This window comes from uncultured Ralstonia sp., from assembly GCA_913056305.1.
Lineage (GTDB): Bacteria > Pseudomonadota > Gammaproteobacteria > Burkholderiales > Burkholderiaceae > Ralstonia.
Genome location: CAJXMR010000021.1, coordinates 12042 through 33313 on the forward strand (window position 1 = coordinate 12042; position 21272 = coordinate 33313).

Genomic DNA, 21272 nt, shown 5'->3' on the forward strand with positions numbered 1-21272 from the left:
GACGATGCGCCGCTTCTCTCTTCTCACCATCGTCCTTCAGACGCAGCCCTCGCTGCGTCTTTTCTATTGAAGCGCGCCGCCCCTAGGTCGATTCGTTTCCGTGCCAAGGAGAGCACTGGCTTGCCTGCCTGTTGATTTGCAGAGAGTCCTGACCCACCCGAGGTAGGTCAGGATTCCGTGCAAATCAATAGGTACCGGCTTTGCGCTGGCGAATTCTGTTGATTGGCATTAGATCCCACGATTCCGCTAAGTGGGCTCTCTTGACAGTGAATCTCGACACTTGCTAGGTCGCGCGCACGCCGATCACAGCTTCACAAGCAGTGGCCCCTTGAACGCTTCCTTGATCAGTGCGGCTGGTTGCCCGTGCGCAAGCAGTTTGCCCATCGCATTCATGGTCTGCGTGATGTGCCGGAAGTATTTGAGGTAGCCGGCGCAGAGGAAATTCAGTCCGGGCTCGCCGTCAACAGAGACCGCAAAGCGGTTCTTTGGACATTCACCGTGGCATGCGAAACGATATTCGCAACGACGGCAGACGCCTGGCAAGGCATCAGCCTTGGCGTTACCGAAGGCTTGTTGCTGCGCTGAGTTGAGCAATTCCGCCGCACCTCGTTCCTGCAGATTGCCCAAACGATATTCCGGATACATGAAGTGGTCGCAACTGTAGACGCTACCGTCGTGCTCAACGATAGCGGCACGGCCGCAGCGCTCGGAGAACAGGCAGACCGTGGCGGGTAGCTCGCACCACGCCGCCAATGCCCACTCGAAGTTCATCACGTGGATATCGCCAATATCGTTGCGCACCCATTCGTCGTAGATGGCGATCAGGAAATCACCCCAGGCTTCGGGAACAACGCTCTGCGTGCTCATCTCAACAGGTTGATCGATCGCTTTGCGCACGATTGGTGAACGGGAGAATTCTGGTGGTGCCGCGAAGTGCAGCCCGATAGCCTGTTCCTGTGCGCGCGGTACACGCTCAACAACCGGGTTGAACTGCATGTGCCGCACGCCCAAGCCCTTCAGGAAGCGATAGATGGTCAGGGGTTGGCACGAGACCGCATCCGACACAGTCACCAACACGTTGAACGGCACGTTGAAGCGTTGCAGAATGCCCAGCCCGCGCACCGTATCGTCGAAGCTGGAGCGGCCCTGCTTGTCGCGACGCGTCAGGTCGTGCAGCTCGCGCGGGCCGTCCAGGCTGATGCCCACCAGAAAGCCCTCGGCTGCCAGAAACGCGCCCCAGCGTTCGTCCAGCAGGGTTCCGTTTGTTTGCAGCGTGTTTCGGATGGTTTTGCCATTCCTATACCGGCGTTGCAACGCGACGGCCTTCTCAAAGAAGTCCAAGCCCATCAGCGTCGGCTCTCCACCCTGCCAAGTAAATTCGACCTCCGGTGTTGGTTGCGACTCGATATAGCGCCGAACGTAGACATCGAGCGCAGTGTCCGACATGCGGAAGCGGTGCCGCTCTTCATAGAGCGACTCCTTCTCCAGATAGAAGCAATAGCTGCAATCCAGATTGCACAGCGGCCCAACCGGCTTGGCCATCAGATGGAAGCCAGAGCCAGGCACCGAGTTCGTCGCATCATTTGTATGGCAGTTGGACATGGCAAAACCTCACCGTGATGGGCAAGCCCCCTTGCATTCAGGCAGCCGGCGGGCCTCACGTCTTATAAGAAAAAAGAGAGGGAGCAAGCTCCCCCCAATACCGACCAGAATGAAACGCACTGCACAGCACGCCCAATGGATTTGAGTGGGCCGGCCGTTCAGAACTTGTGACGAATCCCCAGCGCAATACCCATCATCGAGGTCTGACCAGCGCCAAGGGCATAGCTGTTGCCAAGCGAGAGGCTGGTGGCGTAGGCAGTCGCTGCAGAATCCAGCGTCAGACCGGCATTCTTTGCGTACGCGGTGGTTAGGTAGACATCGGTACGCTTAGACAGCGCATAGTCAGCAACGAGCGCCACCTGCCAAGGATTCGCATTCTGTGTGCTCCCGAACAGATTCCGGAGCTTGTCGTAGTAAAACTCGCCTGTCAGGGTCAATGCCGGCGCGACCTGATAGCTTGCACCGACCCAGTACATGTCATCGCGCAGCAACGTGGCACCGGTCTGGTCGATATTCTTACCCCACCGATAACCGCCCATCACCTTCACTTTGTCCAAGGTGTAGCTCGCCGCAATTGCCGCTTTGCGGAAGGACCCTGTTCCCGTGCCGATCGTCGGGTTGTATTGGTCGTAGCCGACAGTCGCTGCAAACGAACCGCTGTCGTAGGTCAAGCCCGTGCCATATGCGGAATCGCGGTGAAGTTGCCCCGGCACCTCACCATTGCCGCCAACCACCGTTTGCGGGGCAGCCGGGCTGGCCGGTGGCAGCGCCAAGCCAGCGCCAAACGACCAGTGCGCAACCGCCGTGACCGGACCGAACGTGCCCGTGTACTTGGCTGTGTTGTCGAGGCGGTAATTCGGCCCAACCTGCAAGACGGCGGGTTCATATTGCGTCGCGTAAGCCGTCGGTGAGAAGTTGGCAAGCCCCTCAAACATCGACGCGTACTGGCGCCCAAACGTAATCTGGCCAAACTGCGCGCTTTTCAGACCCACGAACGCCTGGCGGCCAAAAAGTCGACCGCTCTGTTGCAAGGAGCCGTTGTTCAGACCAAAGCCGCTTTCCAGCACAAACAGCGCGCTGAGCCCGCCGCCAAGATCCTCCACCCCGCGTAGCCCCCAGCGCGAACCGGCCAGACCGCCGGAGTCCATGCGAACCACATGGTTCGCCGGACCTGGGCTGTACTTGTTCGCAGCCTGCGGTACCGCGCCGACATTGTTGGCAAATTCCAGATTCACGTCGGTGACGCCATACAGGGTCACGCCTGACTGTCCCCAAGCTGTGCTCGCGCAGGCGAGCAGTGACGCAAACGCGATATGTTTCAACTTCATGCTGCAGTGTCTCCTCTTCTTGCGTTGTGATCCCGGGAGGCGATCGCATGCCCGGGAGTGGCTTACTGTGAGCCGGTGTAAAACCCAAACTGATTCAACCACTACGGCGAAGTGCAGCGTCCTCACGCGCAGCGACGCTCCATCCACGGTTGTTGCAAAGCGCGTGGCAACGCAGCGCAAGACGGCCTTCAACGCGTGAGGGGTTATACCTTCTTACGTATTGATTTCGATGCCTTCAGATTAGGAGGTCGACCCGCATCGAACTTGTCATCCGAGCGAAATCTCTTGTCTCACCCGGTGCATGTCGACACGAAATGCAAGGCCGCCCGTTGCGCCAACCGCGCTATCGCCCGACCGTGGTGGAGTGCTTGCAGCTTGAGCTGCGCATCAGGCGACCGCACTGTGCTCCAAGCCCAGTTCAGACGCGCTTGCTGGATCACTGCTTGGGCAGTGTCAGGTTGAGTGTGGCCGATCGCCAAGTAGGACGACGCGTACACCCGTGCGACTTCGTGGCTGTGGCGATGCAGCCATGGGTAGCATGGCGCGATGAAGAAGGCGAAATCGCTCGATCACGGCCACCGCTTCCCCGCAGCCGTCATCAGCGGCGCCATCCGCTGGCATCGCCGATTCAATCTGAGCCTGCGCGACATCGAGGAATTGCCGTTCGAACGCGGCGTGACTGTCAGCGACGAGACAATCCGCTGCTGGTGCGACGAATTCGGCGCGGACTTCGCCCCTCGGGTCAAGGCGGCCAACTTGACAACGCCGATCGGACCAACCGGCACCCTCTGCCTCAGTCGGCCCTCTGTCTGCCCTTCTGTCAACCTACCCGCTGAGCTTTTCTTCCTTGAGATAGCGCTGCGCAATCGGCCCTTCTACGCGTAGCGCGTGGCAGGTGCCGATCAGGCCACGCCTCGAGCGCGCGAAGCGCTCCACGTCGTGCGCATCGCGCGGGGCAATCATTGCCCGCCCTATCGGAATCGTTTGGAAGGCCGTGGTCGCGATCGGCAGCAACAGTTCAGAGAGGTGGGTGCAGCCGCCGGCGCCCCCAAACAGCGTTTTGATCTTGTGCGAAAAGCCGGGCGCAACTCGCTCCCCAATCAGCTTAGCGTAGGCCGGAGCTGCGCCACGGCATTCGCTGGTCGGCACGTTCGGCATCTGCACGGCGACGTCGCGGATGACGAAGTCGTCGTCAATCGTCAACCTGACCCACATGCCGTGATAAGGTTCTCCGGCTGCCACCACGCTACCCTCCGCAAGCGGCACCGCATGGGTTTTGGAATCGCTCAGCCGCCCCTCGATATCCCACAAGCCGTCCGGGCGCAGGTAGCTGACGCATTCGACGGCGCGTGTGTGGATACGGCGGCGCGTATCGCTGGTGTCTGCGCTGCTTTTTTCGCTCATGACCTATCTGTCTCTTGACCTATCGTTTTTACGGCATCCTGGGTCGGCAGACCACGTGCACATCTAATTGGGCAATGCAGAGAGACGCGGAGCCGACTGCGCGCCGGCCGCGTCGAATATCTTGCGCGCGGCATTGTGCGGGTGACAGCGCGCTTCTTCTAACGTCAACACTGGCGCGAAGCAGACATCTGTGCCTTCGAGCAGATCGCACCAGTGCCGGCGCGGCTGCGACAGGAACAGCGCCTCCAGCCGCGCCTTCAGCGCCGGCCAGGCCGCGGCATCGTATTGCCGTTTCGGATCGACATCGTCGATTTCCAGTGTTTGCAGCAGCAGCGTATAGAACTGCGGCTCGAGTGCGCCGACGGTGATATAGCCGCCATCTGAGCAACGATAAGTATCGTAGAACGGCGAATCGTGGAAGGCACTCGGGCGCTTGTCATTGACTCCGCCGAGGCCAGCGCCGGCGGAGATGAATTGCGCAATTCCGCCCAGCATCGCCACCACATCCGTGATGGCAGCATCGACCACGCTGCCCTGCCCGCTCGCGCGCGCATTCAGCACGCCGGAGACGATGCCGAATGCCAGGCCGAGGGCACCGCCGGCATCGCCCAACACGGTCGGGGGCACGATAGGCTTCTGTCCGTCGACTGCAGCCAGCGACAGCATGCCGCTCAAGGCGACGTAGTTGAGGTCGTGACCGGCTACCTGTGCCAGCGGGCCGTCCTGGCCCCAGCCGGTCATGCGGCCGTAGACCAGGCGCGGGTTCGCCTTGGCGCATTCGGCAGGGCCAAGCCCGAGCCGCTCCATTACGCCGGGGCGGTTGCCTTCGATCAGCGCGTCAGCCTTGGCGATCAAATGGAGCGCGTGCTGCACGTCGACCGGGTCTTTCAGATTGAGCTGCACTTCGCGCTTGCCAGCGCGCAGCGGATTGGGCCCGCCGTTGCCGAGCATGTCGGCCAGCCCGACGCCGCCCGGACGGGTGATCATCGTGATCTCAGCGCCGAAGCCGGCCAAGATGCTGCCGCACAGCGGTCCAGGACCGATGCCCTCGAATTCGACGATGCGGATGCCCTTCAGCGGCTTGATGGTGTTGGTCATGAACGATCCTGTTTATGCGGCGGCTTTCAGTCATAGCCGAGAACAACCATGCCTTCACACTCGTCCGGCTCAAGGCCCGGACGAGTCGAACGATTGCAATGCGGCATCAAGGTACTCCGCAAACGGGACATGCCGGCCGGCTTGAGATCGCAAGCGTGCGCTCTACCGATTGGCACCTCATGCCGCCGCAGAATGTCTTCTTCGCGGTTGCGCGGGATCATCCTTGCCTCCTCAGCTGAACACCTGGCGCGCAATCAGATCTTTCATGATCTCGTTGGTGCCGCCATAGATCTTCTGGATGCGGGAGTCCGCGTACAGGCGAGCAATCGGGTATTCCTCCATGTAACCGTAGCCGCCGAACAGTTGCAGGCATTCGTCTGTCACGCGGCATTGCTGTTCGGTGCACCACCACTTGGCCATGTAAGCGGCTTCGGCGTCGAGTTTGCCGTCGAGCAGGCGCTGCGTGCAGTCGTTGACGAAGCTGCGCACCACGTGGGCCATGGTGGCGCACTCTGCCACCTTGAAGCGAGTGTTCTGAAAATCGGCAATCGTCTGGCCAAAGGCTTTGCGCGTCTTGGTATATTCCACCGTCAATTCGACGGCGCGCTCGATCACGGCTGCGGCGGGAACGGCCAACAGCATGCGCTCGTAAGCGAGCTGGCTCATCAATTGCCCGAAGCCCTTGCCTTCGACGCCGCCGAGCAGGTTGGCGACCGGCACGTGCATGTTGTCGAACGTCAGCTCGGCCGTATCCGATGAATGCTGACCCAGCTTTTTCAGGCGACGGCCGACCGAGAAGCCGGGCAGGTTTTCAGTTTCGACCACCAGCAGCGAAATGCCCTTGGAGCCGGCGTCACTGGTACGCACCACCACCACCAGCAGGTTGGCGGAAAAGCCATTGGTGATGAAGGTCTTGGAGCCATCGACGACATAGTGATCGTCCACAAGCTTGGCGCGCGCGCGAATGGCTTTGAGATCGGAGCCGCAGCCCGGTTCGGTCATGGCGATGCCGGCCAGCATCTCGCCACTGGCGAGCTTGGGCAACCACTTCTGTTTCTGCTCTTCGGTGCCATAGTCGAGGATGTAGTGCGCAGCGATCGTGTGCACCGCAGTGTTGAGCGGCACTTCAGCCTTGGCCAATTCGTCTTGCACCACCAGTTGGTAAGCCAGGCTCGCTCCCGGCCCGCCATACTCTTCGGGCAACTCGGGCAACATGAAACCCATTTCGCTGAACGGACGCCATGCTTCGCGTGGGACATAGCCTTGATTGCGCCAGCTTTCAAGGTGGGGCACGAGTTCGGCGTGGATAAAGCGGCGAACCTGTTCGCGGAAGGCCGCGATGTCGGCGTCCATCCAGGGGTGCTGGTGAAGTTGAGGCAGCATAGTCAGGCTCCTGTCACAGTGCACCGAAGCCGCCGCCGCAGACGACGACCTGACCGGAGACGTAGTCAGACTCAGGGCTGCACAGCATGACGATGGAACCGGCGGCTTCGTCCGGCGTGCCGGGGCGGCCGACCGGGATCATCCGCTTCGACATTTCAGCCAGTTGTTCGCCGATGCCGACCTTGATCTCGCGGCCTTCGATCTGCACGGTCTTGCTCTCGTCGCCGGCCAACGGCACGGTCAGACGCGTTTGGATATGGCCGAAGGCGACGCAGTTGACGTTCACCTTCAAGCGGCCCCATTCCTTCGACAGCGTCTTGGTCAAGCCGACGATGCCGGCCTTGGCGGCCGAGTAGTTCGACTGGCCTGCATTGCCGCCGGCCGCGACCGACGACACGTTGACCACCTTGCGGAACACTTCCTTGCCTTCGGCCGCTTCGGCCTTGGCCGCAGCGGAGAACACAGGGTATGCGGCGCGCAGGATGCGGAACGGCGCAGTCAGGTGGCAATCGATGATTGCGTACCATTGCTCGTCACTCATCTTCTGGATCACGTTGTCCCAGGTGTAGCCGGCATTGTTGACGATGATGTCGATGCCCTTGTAGTTGTCCACCGCGGTCTTGATGAAACGCTCTGCGAAATCAGTCGCCGTCACGCTACCGGCGCAGGCCACGGCTTCGCCGCCGGCCGCCTTGATCTCGGCCACGACTTCATTGGCCGGATCGGCGTCGAGATCGTTCACGACGATGCGCGCGCCTTGCGCCGCCAGTTGCAGCGCCACGCTGCGGCCGATACCCCGGCCGGAACCGGTAACCAGTGCTACTTTGCCGTCCAATTTGCTCACTGCTATCTCCTGAAAATTAAGCGGCAAGCGCCACAACGGCTTCGCCAACGATTTTTTGGTCGCCGAATTGGTTTGCGGCGACGATGTTCACTCTTGCACAGGTCTCGCCGTCGACATCGAGCAGCTCAATCACTTGGCCCCTGCACGTGAGCGCGTTGCCCAGATGAGTAATGCCGCCAAAGCGCGCATCAAAGCGACGCAGGCGTGCCTGCGGCACCCATTGCGTAAGCAGCCGGCCCAGCCACGCCATGCCGAGCATGCCGTGAGCGAACACGTCTGGCATGCCGGCCTTGCGCGCAAAGTCAGTGTCGATGTGCAACGGAATGTGATCGCCCGAGGCACCGGCGAACAAAGCGAGCACGGTGCGATCAACGGGGGGCAGGCGCAATGCGGGCAGCGATTGGCCGACCTGGATAGGCGCAGACATGTCGTTCTCCTCAGTTCCGCACGACGAGCACGGCACGCAGTTCAGCCACCAGCTCACCATGTTGGTTGGTGACGCGCGAATCCTTGACGACGAATTCCAGTGCCCCACCCTTCTTGTTGTAGATGTCGGTTACAGTCGCCTCCACGGTGACCTTGTCGCCGGCATAGACGGGCTTGTGGTAACGGAACGATTGCTCCCCGTGCAAGATGCGCATCATGGGAATGCCCAAGTCCTTGAGCATCATCAACATCGCCCCGCTGTCGAGTTCGGCGGCAAACAGGAAGGTCGGTGGGACCAGCATGTCCGGATGGCCGGCTTCGCGCGCAGCGGCGCTGTCGGTGTAGACCGGGTCAGTTTCGCCGATGACCTTGGCGAAGAAGCGCAGGCGGGAGCGGTCCAGTTCCAGCGTCGAATCGGGTAGCTTGTACCCGATCCATTTCTTGTCGATCATGGGATTCTGCGCTCAGACTTTTCCGTACAGCGTAACCACGCAGGCGCCCCCCAGGCCGAGGTTGTGTTGCAGCGCGAGGCGCGCGCCTTCCACCTGGCGCTTGTCTGCCTGGCCGCGCAGCTGTTGAACCAGTTCCGTGCATTGCGCCAAGCCGGTCGCGCCCAGCGGGTGGCCCTTGGACAGCAAGCCGCCCGATGGGTTGGTGACGAACTTGCCGCCATAGGTGTTGTCGCCATCTTCGACGAACTTCTGCGCGCCGCCGCGCGGGCACAGGCCGAGCGATTCGTAGGTAAGCAATTCGTTGTGGGCGAAGCAGTCGTGCAGCTCGATCACGTCGACGTCTTGCGGGCCGATGCCGGCCGCTTCGTAGACTTGCTTGGCTGCGTCCTGGGCCATGCTGAAGCCGACCACTTCGCGCATGTCGCGCGCGTCGAATGTGACAGCGGTGTCGGTGGTCATGGCTTGCGCCAGGATCACGACGTCACTCCTGAGACCATGCTTCTTGGCAAACGCTTCCGAGCAGATGATGGCGGCAGCGGCACCGCAAGTAGGTGGGCAAGCCATCACGCGCGTCATCACGCCCGGCCACATCATGGGGGCATTCATGACTTCTTCATCGGTCACCACGGTCTTAAACAGCGCCAGCGGATTGTTGGCGGCGTGGCGGCTGGCCTTGGCGCGGATTTTCGCGAAGGTGTTGAGTGGCGTGCCGAATTCTTCCATGTGTGCTTTGCCGGCGCCGCCGAAGTAGCGCAAGGCAAAGGGAATCTCGCCGTTGCCGACCAGTTCGTTCGTCACCCTATTGAAACGTTCGAATGGGTCGGGGCGGTCGTCGAACACTGAGCCAAGCGCGCCCCGCTTCATCTGCTCGAAGCCGAGGGCCAGCACGCAGTCGGCGGCGCCAGACTGCACGGCCTGGCGCGCCAGGTACAGCGCCGTCGAGCCAGTCGAACAGTTGTTGTTGACGTTGACGACCGGGATGCCTGTCATGCCGACTTCATACAGGGCGCGCTGGCCGCAGGTCGAGTCGCCATAGACATAGCCGACGTAGGCTTGTTGGACTTTGTCGTAGTCGACACGGGCATCAGCCAGGGCCAGCTTGACGGCCTTGGCCGCCATCACGGGATAGGGTTCGTTGGCGCCCGGCTTGGTGAACGGGATCATGCCCACGCCTGCTACGCATACTTTATGACTCACACTGATGCTCCTTGATCTGACTTACGATTGTTTTGCAAATTACTCGTTTCGATGGATTTGGCCCGTCCCAGGAATATCCGGAGTGAAAGACGCTGGACAAGATTTCCGTACGGCGGCCTGAACAACCCAATCGGGAACCAGCGACGAACCGTGAATACCGATTTGGCGTGCGACAAGGCGCGAAAGCCTTCCGGTCCACGCCAGCTACCGATACCGGAATTGCCGGTGCCGCCGAACGGCAGGTCGTTTTGAAATACGTGCCAGGCCCAATCGTTGACGGTCATGCCACCGGCATGCACTTCGCGTGTCAGGATCTGCAATTCGCGGGCATCGTTGCCGTAGTAGTACAACGCCAGCGGGCGCGGACGAGCGGTGACGTGATGAACAGCCTGCTCGAGCGAATCGCAAGCCAGCACCGGCAGGATGGGGTTGAACAGCTCTTCCTGCAGAACGCGCATGTCGGGCGTTGCGCCCAGCACGATCTGCAGCGGAATAATGCGTTTGCCGTCACCCTCTCCGCAGGAAATCACCTTGGCGCCCTTCTGTTCGGCATCGGCCAGCAAGTCGCGGACCCTGTGCGCATGCCGGTCGGAGGCCATGCTGGTGTATTCGCGGTCCGGCACACAGTCCGGATACATTGCGCGAAAGGCCTGATTGAGCGCGTTGACGAATTCGTCGATTTGGTCGCTCGGCATCAGCACGTAGTCGGGCGCCACGCAGGCCTGGCCGCTATTGAATGCCTTGCCATGTGCGATCGACTTGGCTGCGGCAGCGATCGACGCGGAGCGCGAAACGATGGCCGGCGACTTGCCGCCCAGTTCCAGCGTGACCGGCGTCAGGTTCGCGGACGCCGCACGCATGATTTCCCGTCCGATGGCCGGCGAGCCCGTGAACACGATATGGTCGAGCGGCAATTCCGCAAAGGCGCGGCCGATTTCCACGCCGCCGCCAAACACAGCCACCTGATCCTCGGGGAAGATTTCTGCCAGCATGCGGCGTAAGACTTCTGTGCTGCGCGGCGAAAATTCCGACATCTTGATCATCGCGCGGTTGCCGGCAGCCAGCGCCATGATCAGCGGACCAACCGCCTCGATGATCGGGAAATTCCATGCGGCGATCACGCCGACGATGCCCTTGGGCTGGTACACGACCTTGGCGCTATTGGTGAGAAATAGCAGATCGGTTTTGCGGCGCTGCGGCTTCATCCAGCGCTTGACGTTGGCAAGCGCATGGTCGATTTGCAGCACCGGTTCGAGCACGTCGCACATCTTGCATTCAAACATAGACCGGCGACCAAAATCGTCGCTCATCGCCACCGCCAACGGCTCCTGGTAGCGCTGCAGAGCGGCGCGCAAGGCCTTCAGATCGCGGCGGCGCTGGTCAATGTCGGGGAATGGCGCGGCGAGGCAGGCGGCACGCTGTTTGGTTAATAGCGTGTTCAGGCCGTCGATAGTGTCGTTCATTTCTTTCGAGTATTAGTAAAGCTTCCTTGCTGCGATATTGCGAGGGAGGCACCCCAGTTGACACGCTTGAAGGAGCGGCTGAAGTTGGCGTTCGACGCTGCGAACCCTCTTCGCGTCGATTTGGCAACGGCCAGCGCGTCGCGACTCGCCACGCCGATTGAATCTGGGAAGTTGCCCAACGTAGCGAATGAGCGTGCCGGCATGAAGAACCGCGGGAGTTTCGCGATGGCCATGCAAATGAACCCTTCTCGCAATTGCTCCGGCATATCAACCCTGTTTGCGCTCGGCCCTGATCATGTCGGCGGCTTTCTCGCCGATCATGATGGACGGCGCATTGGTGTTGCCCGATACGATGTTGGGCATGATGGAAGCATCGGCCACACGCAGCCCTTCCACACCTTTGACGCGCAACTGCTCGTCCACCACGTCGAGCGGCCCTTGTCCCATGCGACAGGTTCCCACCGGGTGATAGGCGCAATCGGCATGGTCGCGGATGTATCGCTCGATTTCCGCATCGGTCTGCGCACGCGCGGAATTCTTTGATTCCCGGCCGCCGAGACTCGCGAGCGCCGGCTGCTTCATGACGTTGCGGATCAGCTTGAAGCCGCGCACCAGGCGGTCCACGTCGTCCTGCTCGGACAGGAAGTTGGTGTCGATGAGCGGCGGCGCCAGCGGGTCGTTGCTGGACAGCGACACGCTGCCGCGCGACTTCGGCCGCAACACGCAGCAATGCACCGAATAGCCATTGCCGAGCAAGATCGTGCGTCCGTGATTGATCAGCTTGACGATCAATTGCACCACCTGAACGTCGGGAACGGCTTCATTAGGAAGGGTTCGGATGAAACCGTTGCCCTCGGCAAAATTGGTGGTCAGCGGTCCACGCCGATGCCTGCGCCACGCGACCATGCCGCGCAATATCAGTGCGATGCTGGACCACGACACGCCGAACAAGCCCTTTGGGTCTTTGGCTTCGTAGCTGTGCACGATGTCGATGTGGTCCTGCAAATTCTTGCCGACGCCGGGCAATTCGTGGACCACCGGAATGCCGTGCTTCTGCAGCTCCTCTTTCGGCCCGATGCCGGACAGCATCAGCACCTGCGGCGATTGCAGCGCGCCGGCCGAGAGGATCACTTCGCGCGCCGCTCGCACTTGCTGCAGCTTTCCGTCGCCGTCGCGGTATTCGACGCCAACCGCGCGCTTACCTTTCATCAGGATGCGCGTCGTATGCGCCCGGGTGATGACCCGCAAATTCGCGCGGCCGCGGTTCGGCGTGATGAAGGCCTTGGCCGAACTACAGCGTTCGCCGTTTTTCTGCGTGACTTGCGTCAATCCGAAGCCATCCAGACTAGCGCCGTTGCAGTCGGGGTTGCGCGGATACCCCGCCTGCACGGCGGCTTCAACAAAGGCGCGGCTGTACTGACTGGGATCGATCAATTCGGCGACATTGAGCGAGCCGCCCGCTCCGTGGAATTCGCTGTCGCCGTAGGTTTCGTTGTTCTCGGATTTTTTGAAATAAGGCAGTACCTCAGCATAGCTCCAGCCCGTGTTACCTTCGGCCGCCCAGCGATCGTAGTCGCTGCTGTCGCCGCGGACGTACATCATGCCGTTGATCGAACTGGAGCCGCCCAGCGTCTTGCCGCGTGCCTGGTAACCGAGCCGGCCGTTGAGGCCGGGGTTGGGCTTGGTCTTGAAGGCCCAGTTGTAGATCGGGAGGGGGATCATTGCCGCCAGCCCGGCCGGGCAATGGATCAGCGCGCTATAGTCGGGCGCGCCCGCTTCGAGCAGGCACACCGACACTTCAGGGTCTTCGCTCAAGCGGCCCGCCACGACACAGCCTGCCGAACCGCCTCCGATGACCAGATAATCGAATGTATCGCTCATTAACAGTGCTCCATTGAGAAGTATCGACAAGCTATGCCGCAGGAATTGGAGAGAAGCGCGGCGCGGGCGCCGGATGCGTCGCGTCGGCAAAAGTCCCGCGGGCGACGTTATGCGGATGGCTGCGCGCTTCCTCGACACTCAGAACGGGGGCGAAACAGACATCGGTGCCTTCCAGCAGTTCGCACCAGTGTTGCCGCGGCTGCGACAGGAACAGCGCTTCCATGCGGGCTTTCAGTGCCGGCCAATCAGTGGAGCGGTACTGCCGGCCGCGGTCCACATCGTGCAACTTCAGCTTCTGCAGCAGCAGGGCATAGAACTGCGGCTCCATCGCGCAGATCGTGATATAGCCGCCGTCCTGGCAGCGGTAGGTGTCGTAAAAGGGCGATTCGTGCACCATGCTCGGCTTGTCCCCGCCCAGAGCGCCAGTTGCCGCGAGGAAGAAGGGCAAGCCGCCCAGCATGGCCATGACGTCGACAATGGCCGCATCGACCACACTGCCCTGCCCGGTCTTGACGGCGCGCAGCACGCCGAGGGTGATGCCGATGGCCAGGCCCAGAGCGCCGGCAGCGTCGCCCGTGCCCGGCGGAATGGCCGGCACCCGCCCGGCGATGACGGGCAGCGACAGCAAGCCGCTCAGGGCCACGTAGTTCAGGTCATGGCCGGCGGCCTGCGCCAGCGGGCCGTCCTGGCCCCAGCCGGTCATGCGGCCATAGACGAGGCGCGGGTTGGCTTTGGCGCACTCGGCGGGCCCCAGCCCCAGACGTTCCATCACGCCCGGACGGTTGCCTTCGATCAGCGCGTCGGCCTGCGCCACCAGCTCCAGGGCGCGCTGTACGCCTCCGGGAGTCTTCAAGTCGAGCGGCACGATGCGTTTGCCATCGGTCAAGGGGTTGGCCGTGTTTCCTGCGAGCGTCTCCACCAGCCCCCCTCCGCCGGAGCGGGCGATCAAGGTGACTTCAGCGCCAAAGCCGGCCAGGATGCGCCCGCACAGCGGACCGGGGCCGATTCCTTCGAATTCGACGACACGAAAGCCGTCGAGAGGTTTGATAGTCATTGCGATCACTTCCTGCATCTGTGGCCGAAGAGAGCACCGGCGCCGATTACGGCAAAGGTAGATTCGGCGCCACGATCTCGAATGCCAGCGCCTATCTCGTCGTCATTGCCTGCTTTGCTTCTTAACTGACCTTGCGCTGCGCGTTCTGCCAATACTTTTCCCTGACCGTGCGCCGCAGCACCTTGCCAACCACCGAGGTCGGCAACTGATCGACGAACACCAGCGACTTCGGTGCCTTGTGTCCGCCGAGCTTGGCCTTGACATGGGCGATCAGTTCCGCCGCTTCGACGGACATGCCTAGCCGCAGCATGACTTCGGCATGCACGGCCTCGCCCCAATCCGCGTGCGGCACACCGACCACAGCGGACATCAGGACGGCCGGATGCGAGGCCAGCGCCGCCTCGACCTCGACCGCATACACGTTGAAGCCACCGCTGATGATCATGTCCTTCAGGCGGTCGACGATGTACAGGAAGCCGTCTGAGTCGATGTAGCCGAGATCGCCGGATTTCCAGGCGCCGTCCACGAATTCGGCCGTGGTGGATTCAGGGTTGTTGTAATACCCTTTGATAACCGCCCGACTGCGGATGCGAATCTCTCCACACTGGCCTGCCGGCAACGGTTTGCCGTGTTCGTCGGTGATGAATACCTCGACGCCCGGTGTCGCCCTCCCCGCCGAAGACAGATGCTCCATTCCGTCTCCGGTGCAGTGTTCCGCCTTATCGAGCACCGATACGAACATCGGCACCTCGGTCGCGGCATAACCTTGCGTGAAAATCGACCCGAAACAGGCGATCAGCTCTTCCAGTTTGGACGGGCTCATCGGTGCTGCGCCGTAGATCAGGGTGGTCAGTGACGAGAAATCGCGCGGGTTGGCACGCTGCAGTTCAAGCAGCCGATACAGCACCGTCGGCACCAGGAAGGAATGCGTGATGCGCTGCTCCTCCACGGTTTGTCGCCATTGCTCGAGATCAAGCTGATTGAGGGTCACGTTGGCGCCGCCCGCATAGAACGTGGGGATGAAGGCGATCAACGTGCCGTGGGAAAGCGGCGCCACGTGCAGCATGCGCGCATTGCCGTTGAAATTGAAATCCGGGTTGATGAAGCAGCCGTCCCGGCAAGCCATCAGATTGTCGATCGAGTACTGCGCGCACTTGCCCTTGCCGGTCGTGCCACCGGTGAAGCGCAGCATGAAGATGTGCTCCTGGTCGTCGAGTTCAACGTCGACGTCAAGCTCGGATGCCGCTTCGACCAGCTTCCAGAACACGTGCACGCCCGGGCGGGCGGCTTGCTCATGCGTCGGCTCATCCATGACGACGATCTCGCAACCGGCCGCGCGCAGCATGGCGTAGTAAACGTCCAGCAGGCGCGTCTCGATAAACACCACCTTGGGCTTGACCATGTCAATCTGGCGCGCATGTTCTTCCGGCGCATCGCGCAGATTGGTCAGGACAACCGTCCCTTCCTGCTTGAGCACGGTCGGCAGCATCAGCAGGCTCAGGTTGTCGTTGTCCAGGATGAGTAGGAACTTGTCGCCATTACCGACCCCGAGCGGGTTACGCAACGCATCGGCGATGCGGTTGGTCAGCAGGTGATAGTCGTGATAGCTGTAACTGCGCTTGCGCTCCACGTTGATGATCGCCTGCCGGTCGCGGCAGCGCTGCGCCATGAGGCGCATGACACGGCTAAAGTTCATTTTCATTGCAGTCTCCTAGGCTTTTCTTGCCCACCCACTCCGTCGGAGAGCGGGATTATTGTTATTCCGAGTGGTTACCTCGGGGTCAACGTGCACGCAAGCGGGCCGCCGCGTCGAGGCGGATCGTGTGCGAGTTCAGGTAGGCGTTCTCGATAATGAAGGCGCAGCAGTGCGCGAACTCACGCATGTCGCCGAGGCGCTTCGGCGCTTCGATCTGTGCCTTGAGCGACGCGACAATCTTTTCGTCGAGCGACTTCACCATCGGCGTCAGGAACAGGCCAGGCGCGATGGCGTTGACGCGGATACCAACGTCGCCGAGTTCGCGCGCGGCCGGGCTGTTCATCCCGAGCAGCGCCGCCTTGGAGGCGGCATAGGCCATCTGGCCGATTTGGGCCTCATAAGCCGCGCCAGACGAGATGTTGATGACCACACCGCGCTCTTCTCCGGCCTCTGGCGCGTTCTTGACCATCTGCTCAGCGCACTTCGACATGACGTTGAACACGCCGTTGATGTTGACGTTAGTCACCATCGCAAACTTGCCAAGCGGCGTGGCCTTGCCTTCCTTGCCGAGCACCTTGCACGGCGCCGGAATCGCGGCGGCGTTGATGCACACGTGCACCGTGCCGAAGCGCGCGACGACGGCTGCGACGGCAGCTTGCACCGATTCTTCGCTGCTGACGTCGGTCTGCACGAACATGACATGCTCGGCGCCGATCTCTTCGACGGCCTTGACGCCGGCTTCGGCGTTCATGTCGAAAATGGCGACGCGCGCGCCCTTTTCCTGCACCATGTAACGGGTAGTGGCCAGACCGAGGCCCGAGGCGCCACCAGTGATGACGATGACTTTCTGTTCGATACGCATGATGTGGTGTCCTTTATGTGTCCGTCAGCGGTTCAATTTAGAAGGCCGACACACCGGTCAAGGCGCGGGCAATAATGAGTTGCTGGATTTCACTCGTGCCGTCGGGGATAGGCATGAGGATGGCCTCGCGGGCCAGGCGCTCGACGGGAAACTCTTTGGTCACGCCATTGCCGCCGTGAATCTGCACGGCTTGTCGGCAAACACCCACGGCCATCTCGGTGGCGTAGAGCTTGGCCATCGAGCATTCCATGTCGGAGCGCACACCTGAGTCGACCATGCTCGCTGCGCGGTGAATGAGCAGACGGGCCGCGTCGACTTGCGTGGCCATGTCGGCGATTTTTGCTGCGATCAATTGGTGGCCGGCGATGACCTTGCCATGCTGGCGACGTTCCTGGCTATAACGAATCGCCTCGTCGAGCGCGCGGCGAGCGATGCCTAGCGACTGTGTACCTACGTGCATCCGGGCGCGTTCGAACAAGGCCAACGTGTTGCGCAATGCTTCTCCTTCTTTGCCGATCACGTTGGTGACGGGCACTCGCACGTTGTCGAGGAAGATCTGGGTGGTCGATTGGCCGTTCAAGGCGATCTTGTCGATGCCACGCACTTCGTACGGATGTTCCTTACGGTCCAGCAGGATGTGGGTGAGGCCGTTCTTGGGGTCGTCGCTGGTGCGGCAGGTACAGATGAAGACGTCGGAATATTCGCCGCTGGTGATCCAGGTCTTTTCGCCATTGATGACGTAGTGGTCGCCGTCGCGGCGGGCGCGCGTCTTCACCTCCATCACGTTCGAGCCTACGTCCGGTTCGGAGATGCCGAAACTTGCGAACAGTTCTCCCTTCAGCAGTCCTGGTAGGTAGCGCTGCTTGAGGTGTTCGGGCGCAAGACGCTCCATCACCGAGGAGAAGACGGTATTAATGAGAATCGGAGAGCAGACGTCGAGCGAGGTATAGACCAGCTCCTCGAACAGCATCAGGTGCGTGAGCCAGTCCAGTCCCATGCCGCCGTTTTCTTCGCTGATCGGGGCCGTGATAAGCCCGTACTTCACCAGCTCGCGCATGAAACCAGCCATCATCTCGCGCGGGATGAACTTCTCGCCATGCTTCTTGAGTGCTGGCTCTACTTCGGTATCGAGGTAACGGCGCAAACCGTCAATGGCCATCTGCTGTTCTTCGGTTCTGAATACGTATCCCATGGCTGCCCCCTTATTGGTTCGCCAGAATGTTGATAGCCACGACCGCCTCTTCGATGCCATGCAGACCGCCGCCGTTTTCCTGGATTGCGACGCGTGCGCCTTGGACTTGGCGCTGGCCGGCTTCGCCGCGCAGTTGCATTACCAATTCATGGATCTGGCCGAGGCCAGTCGCGCCGATCGGATGGCCTTTCGATTCCAGACCGCCGGATGGGTTGATCGGGATACGTCCGCCAACCGTGAAATCGCCACGCTCGGCAGCAGGGCCGCCTTCGCCGAACGGCACCAGCATCAGTGATTCGGCATTGAGGATTTCACCCATGGCGGCGGCGTCATGCACTTCAGCGACGCTCACGTCCTTCGGCGACACGCCGGCTTGCTCGTAGGCTTTTTTCGCAGCCAGATGGGCAACGATCTTGTCGGACTCGTCGACGCCGCGCGTGGACCCTGTCAGGATCACGCTGGCCAGCACGCGTACCGCGCGGGACGTACTTCCCTTAAGACGCTTCAGGCCGGCGGCATTGCACAGCACCACTGCGGCGGCACCGTCACTGATCGCTGAGCACATGGCCGTCGTCAGCGGGTAAGTGATCGGCGGCGATGCCAATACTTGTTCGATCGTGAACGGCTGCTGGAACTGGGCCAACGGATTGTGGACAGAATGCTGGTGATTCTTGGCGGCGACCGCTGCAATCTGGCGCTGGGTGGTGCCGTAGCGTTTCATGTGGCTGCGGCACATTGCTGCATAGACATCCATAAACACGCTGTAGGGCCGCTCGGACGTTGTTCCCGGCGGCGGCACGATGCCTTCGCCCATGGCCAGCAGTGTTTTCTTGTTCTCTTCAACGGTCGAAACATCCCAGCCGGCGTCGAAGACGGAGAACATCTTGGCCTTGTCGGCGATGTTCATTTTTTCCGCGCCAACAGCCAGGGCCACGTCGCTGGCGCCCGCACGCAGTGCTTGCACGGCCAGGTTGAATGCCGACGAACCAGACGCGCAGGCGTTTTCGACGGTGAATACCGGAATGCCCTCGATGCCAATGCGGCGCATGGCGATCGGACCCGGAATGCAGGTCTGCCCCTGGAGCGAACCATTGGTCGCGGTGCTGTAATAGGCCGAACCAATGTCTGAGGTCTCGGCGCCGGCATCCTTCAAGGCGAGGCCGACGGCCTCGTCCACCATGTCATACACGCTCTTGTCGAGCAAACGGCCGAACTTCGTCATGCCGATGCCGGCTACAAAAATATCGCTCATGCGATCCCCGCTTTAGATTGAATTGGAAGGACGGATGTCTGGACTCAGCGGCCCTGGAATTGCGGTGCGCGCTTTTCGGCGAACGCCTGCAGGCCTTCCTGCATGTCGAAGCTGCGCAAATGGCGGCGCAGCATGACTTGTTCGTGCAGCAAGGCATCGTCGCGACTCTTGTCGGCGGAAGTGCGCGCGACTTCCCTCATGCGGCGCAGCGCAATCGGGCTCTTCTTGACGATATGTCCAGCCAGCTTCATGGCCGCTTCAGCCAGTTCGCCGTCGGCATGCACTTCTGCGACAAAGCCATAAGCCTTCATTTCGGCAGCCGACAGTGTCTTGCCCGTGAGCAGCAAATACACGGCGATGTTTTGGGGAATCAAGCGAGGCAAGACGGCTGCGCCGCCGGCGCCGGGGTAGACGCCGAAGTTCGCGTGCGCATCACCAATGTTGGCGCTTTCCGCAGCAATGACGATGTCGGCGCACATGGCCAGTTCCAGCCCGCCGGCCATCGTGACGCCGTTTAGTGCGGCGATCACAGGCTTGGGGAAATTGCGCAGGCGTGTGAAGGTGACATCGGCGCGGTCGAGGAAATCGGCTTCGCCGGGGGCACCTTGCTGACTCTCCAGCACCTCCTTCAAATCGGCGCCAGCGCAAAATGCGGGGCCAGCCCCGGTCAGCACCAGCACGCGAATGGATTCGTCGGTGGCGATTTCCAACAGACGTCGATCCAGCTCGTTCAATAGCGCAAGATTCAACGCGTTCATCGCCTTGGGGCGATTGATGGTCAGGCGGGCGACGGAGCCGGCGGCTTCATACAGCAATACGTCTTCGGACATGGCATCTCCTGATGACAATTGATTCTTTGGATGGAGTGCATCGTAGATAGGCCGAAGCTGCAGCGCCGTTCATTACAGCCAAAAATCTATGCCGCAGAACGAATTTTTAGGGACTAGCTCCTGCAAACACTGACTAGTGGAACGCTGGATGCCCATGAAACAAAGCTCATGGCCTGGACCTGAGCAGCGCGAGGCACGCGCAAGCGGTTATTTCCGGAGGAGATGGAGTGGGTGGTGCCGTGGCGGGAATTTTTTGGCGTCGATTGCGCCACATTCGACGATCAAGGCGACAGGCGGGCCGGCCGGCATTGGCATTGCAGAGCGAGAGCCTTCTCGAAGAATTTGAGAGCCATTGGCGTTGTTCACCGCCCTGCCAATTCAATTCCACGCCGGCGTTAGCTGCGACTCGATATTGGCGCCCTACGCAAGCATCGAGCACCATGCCTCCCATTCGGAAGTGGTGCCTCTCAACATAACGCCGCGCTCAAACAGCAGCTCCTCAATGACCGACCGAGCGAATTCGTTTTCATCCGCTCATGCCACTCCTCAAGAGCCCGCCCATCGTGACAACGACTTCCGGATGCGTACGAGTGGCGAAGACTTCGATAACCGGACTGCCCTGGACAGCACCGCTGAAGGCGGCATGCTAGGCACGGGTTGTTCGCTACAAACGCAAGCCGAAATCTTCGTGCGTCATCTTCACCGCTTCCTCGGTCACGCGGACGTTGGCCTGCGCCGTCGCGTACGGGCAGCGCTGCGGCGAGCAATGGCGCGCTTCTTCTACAGCCGGCGCAGTGTCGCCCATGCGCAGATGCGTCATCTGGCGATTCCATTGACTACGGTGCTTCGCTGTTTCTTGTGCCTCATTGCGGCTCGAGCGTGAACCTGCGCGCGCTCTTCCCGCTTCTTAGGTTTCTGTGCCTGACAGCCCAGACGAGCCCGCGCAGTGCCTGCTGATCGGCCTGTTGCACGACGGCTGTACACCGCTCCAGGACTTCCTCCTCGGGAAACAGCATGAACTCCGCCGCGCTACCCAGAACCAGCGCGATATCGAACGGCGAGCCCGCCGCAAGCGCGTGCCGCAGAAGGCTGGAAAGGCGGCGTTCGATGGCGGTGCCGTCTGCGGCGTCCATTCGAATCCTGGCCACTGATGCCCGGATCAAGTGGAGCAGTTCACCGGAGTCAGGCTGGCGCCCCCAGACGGCTGCGCTCACGCGGGAACATGAAATCATCGCTACTTCTCACTGCAAATGGCTGAACCTTCTGGTACGCACCGGCCGCTCGCTGCGACGGCTGGTATCTGGCGCA

19 protein-coding genes and 1 pseudogene are annotated in these 21272 nt (G+C 61.3%); 1 reads left to right on the forward strand and 19 read right to left on the reverse strand.

Annotation, left to right across the window (positions count from 1 at the left end):
- Positions 1-303 precede the first annotated feature (303 nt).
- Both QZ609_RS05940 and QZ609_RS05945 read right to left on the reverse strand, forming a co-directional pair.
- Entirely contained in the window at positions 304-1602 is a 1299-nt protein-coding gene (locus QZ609_RS05940) for an anaerobic sulfatase maturase (protein WP_295492217.1), read from the reverse strand.
- Between the two features lie 158 nt (positions 1603-1760).
- Entirely contained in the window at positions 1761-2930 is a 1170-nt protein-coding gene (locus QZ609_RS05945; protein ID WP_295492219.1) for a porin, read from the reverse strand.
- 546 nt (positions 2931-3476) lie between these two features.
- Between QZ609_RS05945 and QZ609_RS05950 the strand changes: the two are divergent.
- A pseudogene (locus QZ609_RS05950) lies at positions 3477-3683 on the forward strand (IS6 family transposase); the annotation flags it as partial.
- Between the two features lie 72 nt (positions 3684-3755).
- Here the strand turns inward: QZ609_RS05950 and QZ609_RS05955 are convergent.
- From QZ609_RS05955 to QZ609_RS06035, 17 genes are all read right to left on the reverse strand, one after another.
- Entirely contained in the window at positions 3756-4334 is a 579-nt protein-coding gene (locus QZ609_RS05955; RefSeq protein ID WP_295492221.1) for a DUF2889 domain-containing protein, read from the reverse strand.
- Positions 4335-4397: 63 nt separating this feature from the next.
- Complete coding sequence (locus QZ609_RS05960) at positions 4398-5432, reverse strand: CaiB/BaiF CoA-transferase family protein (RefSeq protein ID WP_295492223.1); 1035 nt, start codon at positions 5430-5432, stop codon at positions 4398-4400.
- A gap of 231 nt (positions 5433-5663) precedes the next feature.
- Entirely contained in the window at positions 5664-6815 is a 1152-nt protein-coding gene (locus QZ609_RS05965; RefSeq protein WP_295492225.1) for an acyl-CoA dehydrogenase family protein, read from the reverse strand.
- A gap of 13 nt (positions 6816-6828) precedes the next feature.
- Positions 6829-7659 (reverse strand): SDR family NAD(P)-dependent oxidoreductase, encoded by an 831-nt coding sequence (locus tag QZ609_RS05970; protein WP_295492227.1) that lies wholly within the window; start codon positions 7657-7659, stop codon positions 6829-6831.
- Positions 7660-7675: 16 nt separating this feature from the next.
- Complete coding sequence (locus QZ609_RS05975; protein WP_295492269.1) at positions 7676-8086, reverse strand: MaoC/PaaZ C-terminal domain-containing protein; 411 nt, start codon at positions 8084-8086, stop codon at positions 7676-7678.
- 10 nt (positions 8087-8096) lie between these two features.
- Positions 8097-8537, reverse strand: a complete 441-nt coding sequence (locus tag QZ609_RS05980) for a MaoC family dehydratase N-terminal domain-containing protein (protein ID WP_295492229.1) — start codon at positions 8535-8537, stop codon at positions 8097-8099.
- 12 nt (positions 8538-8549) lie between these two features.
- Complete coding sequence (locus QZ609_RS05985; protein ID WP_295492231.1) at positions 8550-9734, reverse strand: lipid-transfer protein; 1185 nt, start codon at positions 9732-9734, stop codon at positions 8550-8552.
- A complete protein-coding gene (locus QZ609_RS05990) occupies positions 9731-11197 on the reverse strand; it encodes a coniferyl aldehyde dehydrogenase (RefSeq protein ID WP_295492232.1) in 1467 nt (488 codons plus the stop codon). The genes QZ609_RS05985 and QZ609_RS05990 overlap by 4 nt, the downstream gene beginning before the upstream one ends.
- 267 nt (positions 11198-11464) lie before the next feature.
- A complete protein-coding gene (locus QZ609_RS05995) occupies positions 11465-13078 on the reverse strand; it encodes a choline dehydrogenase (protein ID WP_295492234.1) in 1614 nt (537 codons plus the stop codon).
- Between the two features lie 31 nt (positions 13079-13109).
- Entirely contained in the window at positions 13110-14150 is a 1041-nt protein-coding gene (locus QZ609_RS06000; protein WP_365901027.1) for a CaiB/BaiF CoA-transferase family protein, read from the reverse strand.
- A 103-nt stretch (positions 14151-14253) separates the two neighbouring features.
- The gene (locus QZ609_RS06005; protein ID WP_295492236.1) at positions 14254-15834 is read right to left on the reverse strand and encodes an AMP-binding protein; all 1581 of its coding nucleotides are present in this window, start codon (positions 15832-15834) and stop codon (positions 14254-14256) included.
- A 79-nt stretch (positions 15835-15913) separates the two neighbouring features.
- Positions 15914-16690 (reverse strand): SDR family NAD(P)-dependent oxidoreductase, encoded by a 777-nt coding sequence (locus QZ609_RS06010; protein ID WP_295492238.1) that lies wholly within the window; start codon positions 16688-16690, stop codon positions 15914-15916.
- A 37-nt stretch (positions 16691-16727) separates the two neighbouring features.
- Positions 16728-17882, reverse strand: coding sequence for an acyl-CoA dehydrogenase family protein (locus QZ609_RS06015; protein ID WP_295492240.1), 1155 nt, complete (start codon positions 17880-17882; stop codon positions 16728-16730).
- 10 nt (positions 17883-17892) lie between these two features.
- Positions 17893-19134 (reverse strand): thiolase family protein, encoded by a 1242-nt coding sequence (locus QZ609_RS06020; protein ID WP_295492242.1) that lies wholly within the window; start codon positions 19132-19134, stop codon positions 17893-17895.
- Between the two features lie 44 nt (positions 19135-19178).
- Positions 19179-19964, reverse strand: coding sequence for an enoyl-CoA hydratase/isomerase family protein (locus tag QZ609_RS06025; protein WP_295492244.1), 786 nt, complete (start codon positions 19962-19964; stop codon positions 19179-19181).
- Positions 19965-20628: 664 nt separating this feature from the next.
- Positions 20629-20784, reverse strand: a complete 156-nt coding sequence (locus QZ609_RS06030; protein WP_295492246.1) for a hypothetical protein — start codon at positions 20782-20784, stop codon at positions 20629-20631.
- A 43-nt stretch (positions 20785-20827) separates the two neighbouring features.
- Complete coding sequence (locus QZ609_RS06035) at positions 20828-21097, reverse strand: hypothetical protein (RefSeq protein ID WP_295492248.1); 270 nt, start codon at positions 21095-21097, stop codon at positions 20828-20830.
- Between the last annotated feature and the right edge of the window lie 175 nt (positions 21098-21272).

Excerpts from the sequence above, each read along its gene's own strand:
- QZ609_RS05940 (WP_295492217.1), bottom strand. The coding sequence starts at position 1,602 with ATGTCCAACTGCCATACAAATGATGCGACGAACTCGGTGCCTGGCTCT.
- QZ609_RS05945 (WP_295492219.1), bottom strand. The coding sequence starts at position 2,930 with ATGAAGTTGAAACATATCGCGTTTGCGTCACTGCTCGCCTGCGCGAGC.
- QZ609_RS05955 (WP_295492221.1), bottom strand. The coding sequence starts at position 4,334 with ATGAGCGAAAAAAGCAGCGCAGACACCAGCGATACGCGCCGCCGTATC.
- QZ609_RS05960 (WP_295492223.1), bottom strand. The coding sequence starts at position 5,432 with ATGACCAACACCATCAAGCCGCTGAAGGGCATCCGCATCGTCGAATTC.
- QZ609_RS05965 (WP_295492225.1), bottom strand. The coding sequence starts at position 6,815 with ATGCTGCCTCAACTTCACCAGCACCCCTGGATGGACGCCGACATCGCG.
- QZ609_RS05975 (WP_295492269.1), bottom strand. The coding sequence starts at position 8,086 with ATGTCTGCGCCTATCCAGGTCGGCCAATCGCTGCCCGCATTGCGCCTG.
- QZ609_RS05980 (WP_295492229.1), bottom strand. The coding sequence starts at position 8,537 with ATGATCGACAAGAAATGGATCGGGTACAAGCTACCCGATTCGACGCTG.
- QZ609_RS05990 (WP_295492232.1), bottom strand. The coding sequence starts at position 11,197 with ATGAACGACACTATCGACGGCCTGAACACGCTATTAACCAAACAGCGT.
- QZ609_RS05995 (WP_295492234.1), bottom strand. The coding sequence starts at position 13,078 with ATGAGCGATACATTCGATTATCTGGTCATCGGAGGCGGTTCGGCAGGC.
- QZ609_RS06000 (WP_365901027.1), bottom strand. The coding sequence starts at position 14,150 with ATGCAGGAAGTGATCGCAATGACTATCAAACCTCTCGACGGCTTTCGT.
- QZ609_RS06005 (WP_295492236.1), bottom strand. The coding sequence starts at position 15,834 with ATGAAAATGAACTTTAGCCGTGTCATGCGCCTCATGGCGCAGCGCTGC.
- QZ609_RS06010 (WP_295492238.1), bottom strand. The coding sequence starts at position 16,690 with ATGCGTATCGAACAGAAAGTCATCGTCATCACTGGTGGCGCCTCGGGC.
- QZ609_RS06015 (WP_295492240.1), bottom strand. The coding sequence starts at position 17,882 with ATGGGATACGTATTCAGAACCGAAGAACAGCAGATGGCCATTGACGGT.
- QZ609_RS06020 (WP_295492242.1), bottom strand. The coding sequence starts at position 19,134 with ATGAGCGATATTTTTGTAGCCGGCATCGGCATGACGAAGTTCGGCCGT.
- QZ609_RS06025 (WP_295492244.1), bottom strand. The coding sequence starts at position 19,964 with ATGTCCGAAGACGTATTGCTGTATGAAGCCGCCGGCTCCGTCGCCCGC.
- QZ609_RS06030 (WP_295492246.1), bottom strand. The coding sequence starts at position 20,784 with ATGACGCATCTGCGCATGGGCGACACTGCGCCGGCTGTAGAAGAAGCG.
- QZ609_RS06035 (WP_295492248.1), bottom strand. The coding sequence starts at position 21,097 with ATGGACGCCGCAGACGGCACCGCCATCGAACGCCGCCTTTCCAGCCTT.